The sequence below is a fragment of the Nocardiopsis sp. TNDT3 genome (genome assembly GCF_003427465.1).
Taxonomy (GTDB): domain Bacteria; phylum Actinomycetota; class Actinomycetes; order Streptosporangiales; family Streptosporangiaceae; genus Nocardiopsis; species Nocardiopsis dassonvillei.
This window is the reverse complement of record NZ_QPFC01000865.1, coordinates 1-4,571: the sequence shown is the minus strand read 5'-3', so window position 1 is coordinate 4,571 and position 4,571 is coordinate 1. Positions and strand designations below refer to the sequence as shown.

4 protein-coding genes are annotated in these 4,571 nt (G+C 75.6%); all 4 read left to right on the top strand.

Annotation, left to right across the window (positions count from 1 at the left end; translation table 11 throughout):
• Positions 1-974: tetratricopeptide repeat protein (locus DQW06_RS20765; RefSeq protein ID WP_157983526.1), on the top strand; the 974-nt coding region annotated here is incomplete at its 5' end.
• Between the two features lie 17 nt (positions 975-991).
• Positions 992-2,404 (top strand): PP2C family serine/threonine-protein phosphatase, encoded by a 1,413-nt coding sequence (locus tag DQW06_RS20760; protein WP_071622928.1) that lies wholly within the window; start codon positions 992-994, stop codon positions 2,402-2,404.
• On the top strand, positions 2,388-3,740 hold the full coding sequence (locus tag DQW06_RS20755) for a VWA domain-containing protein (protein WP_117199131.1): 1,353 nt from the start codon (positions 2,388-2,390) through the stop codon (positions 3,738-3,740). Before DQW06_RS20760 ends, DQW06_RS20755 begins: the two co-directional genes overlap by 17 nt.
• A gap of 9 nt (positions 3,741-3,749) precedes the next feature.
• Positions 3,750-4,460: an FHA domain-containing protein gene (locus tag DQW06_RS20750; RefSeq protein ID WP_013155398.1), complete on the top strand. Its 711-nt coding sequence runs from the start codon at positions 3,750-3,752 to the stop codon at positions 4,458-4,460.
• The last annotated feature ends 111 nt before the right edge of the window (positions 4,461-4,571 follow it).

Genomic DNA, 4,571 nt, shown 5'->3' with positions numbered 1-4,571 from the left:
CCTCGACCCTGTTCGGCGCGGAGAACCCCGCCGCCCGACCCGACCCCGGCGCCCACAACGCCGACCGCATGCTCCTCGCGCCCCCGCCCACCGACGCGGCGGCGCTGCTGCCCGCGCCCCTCATCGACCAGTCCGACCCGGCCGCCCAGCACCTGCGCGGTTTCCAGACCCTGCCGCCCGAGGAACTCGTCCCCGCGCTGCGCGCCATGCCCTCGCCCACCCCCGAGACCCTGCTGATGCTGGTCCGCGCGCTCGTCACCGTCGGACGCCAGGGCGAGGCCATGGACGTCCTCCAGCGGTTCAGCGAAGTGGTCCCGGGCGACTGGCGCACCATGTGGTACCTGGCCGTCGCCGAGCTGAGCACCGGCCGGTTCCGCGACGCCCGCGACCACTTCGACGAGCTGTACGACCACCTGCCCGGGGAACTCGCGCCCAAGCTCGCACTGGCCCTGGCCTGCGAACGGACCGGCGAGCACGAGACCGCCGCCCGCCTGTTCCGGGCGGTCTGGAACACCGACCGCTCCTTCGTCAGCGCCGCGTTCGGCCTGGCCCGCATCCGCCTGGTCCAGGGGGACCGTGCCGCTGCCACCGCCGTCCTGGACACGGTCCCGGAGCTGTCGCGGCTGCACGTCCACGCCCAGACCGCGCTGATCGCCGTGCTCGCGGCGCACCACCAGGGCACCGGGGCCGCCGACTTCGTGCAGGCCGGACGGCGCCTGGAGCGGATCGGCCTGGACGGCGAGTCCGCCGACCGCCTGACGGTACGGGTCCTGGAGTCGGCCCTGGGCTGGCTCGGCGCGGGTGCGGGGGCGCCGGCGGGGGAGGAGCTCCTCGGCGCCCCGTTCACCGAGAACGGTGTGCGGGCCAACCTGGAGCGCCGCTACCGCGCGCTTGCCCAGCGCGCCGTCGCGCCGTCGGAACGCTATGAGCTCGTCGACAGGGCCAACTCCCTACGCCCCGTGACGCTGCTGTGAGGAACGAGGGAACGGCGATGACCAAGGTGCGGACCTGCCCCGCCTGCTCGGACAGGGTGTCCACGGAGGACGCCTTCTGCGAGGGGTGCGGACGCCCCCTCCCCGAGGGCGCGGAGAACGCGGGGCACCCCGACAGCATGCCCACCGCCCCGCAGGCGAGCCTGGCCGGTGCGGTACCGCCCGGCGGGTGGTCCCGGGACGGGGCCGACGGCGGCGCGCGGAACGGGGGAGCCCCGGGTCCGTCCGGTGCCGTGCCGCCCGGCGCCGACGCGCGTCCCGGCCTGGTGCCCGACGACGGCGCACCCACGGCTCCGCAGGTGAGCCTGCGGTCCCTCGACACGGGCGGGCGGGACGCGCCCGCGCCGCAGGCGCTGCCCGACTCCGCCCCGCACGCGGCCGACTCCATGGTCACCCAGCCGATACGCCGGGACAGCCTGCCCTCGTTCGCGTCCTCCGCGCCCCCGGCCGCCCAGCCGGAGGCCGTCCCCGACTGGCCGCCGCCCGCCACCGGGAGCAACCCGGTGCGGCCCGCCAACCCCGGCCTGTGCGCGTGGTGCCCCGGAGCGGTCAGCGACGGCTACTGCGAGCGGTGCGGCCTCCTCCAGCCCACCGGGCGCGACCACGTCGAGGTGCGCACGCGCGCCGCCGTCGGCGTCAGCGACCGCGGGCTGCGGCACAGGCGCAACGAGGACGCCATGGCGATCCGTGTGATCGACGCCGACCACCCCCGCGCACCCGGCGTGGTCTGCGCCGTGGTCTGCGACGGGGTGTCCAGCTCGCCGCGCTCGGACGAGGCCTCCCGCGTCACCGCCGAGACCGGAGTGGCCGTCCTCGCCGAGCGCGTCAGCCAGGGCGCCGACCCCCGCGAGGCCACCGGCGCGGCGATGATCCGGGCCGCCGAGGCGGTCGCCGGGATCGCCGACTCGCCCCGCTCCGCGCCCGCGTGCACCTTCGTGTCGGCGGTCTACGACCCCGCCGCGGGCACCGTCACCGTCGGCTGGGTCGGCGACAGCCGCGCCTACTGGCTCTCCGGAGGCCCCACTTCCAGCGCTTCGGCCCTGCTGACCAGGGACGACTCCTGGAGCGAGGCGATGGTGCAGATGGGGGCGCTCTCCCGCGAGGAGGCGATGCGCTCCTCCAACGCCCACGCCCTCGTCGCGTGGATGGGCGCCGACTCCGGCGAGATCGACGCCCACATCTCCACCGTGACCCCGACCGGCCCCGGCGCGGTCGTGCTGTGCAGCGACGGCCTGTGGAACTACTTCCCCGAGGCGCAGGCGCTCACCGACGCCGTCCCGGGGGCGGGGGCCAGACCCCACGAGGCCGCGCGCGCCTACGTCGACCTCGCCCTGGAGGCGGGCGGCAAGGACAACATCACCGTCGTGATCGTTCCCGTGCCCGCTGGGGGTCCCCGTGCCCGACACGACTGAGCGCGCGGCCGAACCGGGCTTCCGGATCGAGGTCGACCAGAACGTCCTCCTGCCGGTGGGCGGACGCGAGGTGCACGCGATCGTCAGCGTCACCTCCACCGGCTCCGTGGTGGTGGGGGACTCGGTGCGCGCCGCCGAGGTGATCATCGTGGACACCTCCGGCTCGATGTACGGCGCCAAGATCGACGCGGCCAAGCAGGCCGCCCGCGCCGCCGTGGGCGTCCTGCGCGAGGGCGTCCACTTCGCGGTGGTCGCCGGGCACAGCGACGCCTCCGTGCTCTTCCCCGAGGGAGGCGGGCGGATGGTGCGGGCCGACGCCGTCACCCGCGCCGAGGCCGCGGAGGCGATCGGCGGACTGCGCGCCGACGGCGGCACCCGCATGGGTTCCTGGCTCGTCCGTGCCGCCGAGCTGTTCGCGACCGTGGAGGGCGGCATCAAGCACGCCATCCTGCTCACCGACGGCCAGAACAACGAGCCCGCCGCGGTCTTCGGGCAGGCGCTCGACCGCGTCGCGGGCTCCTTCGTCTGCGACTGCCGGGGCGTGGGCACCGACTGGAGGGTCGAGGAGCTGCGCCGGATCGACTCCGCCCTGCTCGGCGGAGGCCCAGGCATCATCGCCGACCCCGCCGACATGGTGGCCGACTTCCGGGCGATGGCGCAGGCCTCCATGGGCAAGACCGTCGCCGACGTGGTGCTGCGGCTGTGGACGCCCCAGAACGCCGTCGTCCGCCACGTCAAGCAGGTCGCCCCCACCGTCAGCGACCTCACCGGCTGCGGCGTGGAGCGCGTGCCCCAGTCGGGCGACTACCCCACGGGGTCCTGGGGCACCGAGAGCCGCGACTACCACGTGTGCGTCCAGGTGCCGCCCGGCGTCCCCGGCCGCCAGCTGCGCGCCGGATGGGTGCGCGTGGTGCTCCCCGGGACCGCCGGAGCCGAGGACCAGGTCCTGGCCTCGGGCAACATCCTCGCGGAGTGGACCGCCGACGAGGCCCGCGCCACCGAGATCAACCCCCGCGTGGCCCACTACACCGGCCAGGTCGAACTGGCCAGGGCCATCCAGGACGGGCTCGCGGCCCGTCGCGACGGCGACGACGACACCGCCACCACGCGGCTCGGCCGCGCCGTCGCACTCGCCCACGAGTCGGGCAACGAGGAGACCGCGAGGCTCCTCGGCAGGGTCGTCGACGTGGTCGACCCCGTCACCGGAACCGTCCGGCTCAAGCCCGGTGTCAGCAAGGTCGACGAGATGACCCTGGACACCAACTCGACCCGGACCGTACGGACCCGGCCGCGGCAGAGCGGGCCGGACGCCGGCGGTGCCCCCACACCCGGGTAGGAGGGACCCATGCCGAGTTGCCCTTCCGGGCACCGCTCCACGGCGACCGACTTCTGCGACGTCTGCGGGCTGCGCCTCCAGGCCTACTCCCCCGCGTCGCGGCCCCCGTCGCAGCGCCATCCGACACCGCCCACACCCCCCGTGGCCCCGTCGCGGCCCCCCGCGCCGCCGCGCCCGGTGACCCCTCCCAGGGGAGGCCCCTGCCCCGAGTGCGGCACCTACCGCGCGGGCCGGTTCTGCGAGGAGTGCGGATACGACTTCGCCTCGCGCTCCGAGGACCACCGGCGCGCCCGCGCCGACGAAGGGCGGGCGGGAGCGCGCTGGCGCGCGGTCGTCGTCGCCGACCCCGCCTACTACCAGTACATGGTCCACCAGGGCATGCTCGACCCCGACCAGATCTCCTTCCCCAAGGGCAGCGCGCAGCGCCGGGTGCCGCTCACCGGGGACAGGGTGCACATCGGACGGCGCAGCGCCACGCGCGGCTTCACACCCGAGATCGACCTGGGCGGTCCCGGCGGCGACCCGGCCATCTCCCACGTCCACGCGATCCTCGTCGCCAAACCCGGCGGCACCTGGGCCATCCTCGACCCGGGCTCGACCAACGGCACCACGGTCAACGGGACCGCCAACCCCATCGCCCCCAACGTGGAGGTTCCCCTGAATGACAGCGACCGGATCTACGTCGGCGCATGGACCGTCATCATCCTCCAGAAGGGGTGAACCCCGTTGACGCCCCCCACCCCCGACCGGGCCCCGCACGGGACCGGGACCAGGCCGCCGGAGGCCCCGCACGGCGCGCTCCCGGCGGTGCCGGGCGGCCAGCCCCCGCGG

Coding starts and splice junctions, on each gene's coding strand:
- DQW06_RS20760 (WP_071622928.1), top strand. CDS start 992: ATGACCAAGGTGCGGACCTGCCCCGCCTGCTCGGACAGGGTGTCCACG.
- DQW06_RS20750 (WP_013155398.1), top strand. CDS start 3,750: ATGCCGAGTTGCCCTTCCGGGCACCGCTCCACGGCGACCGACTTCTGC.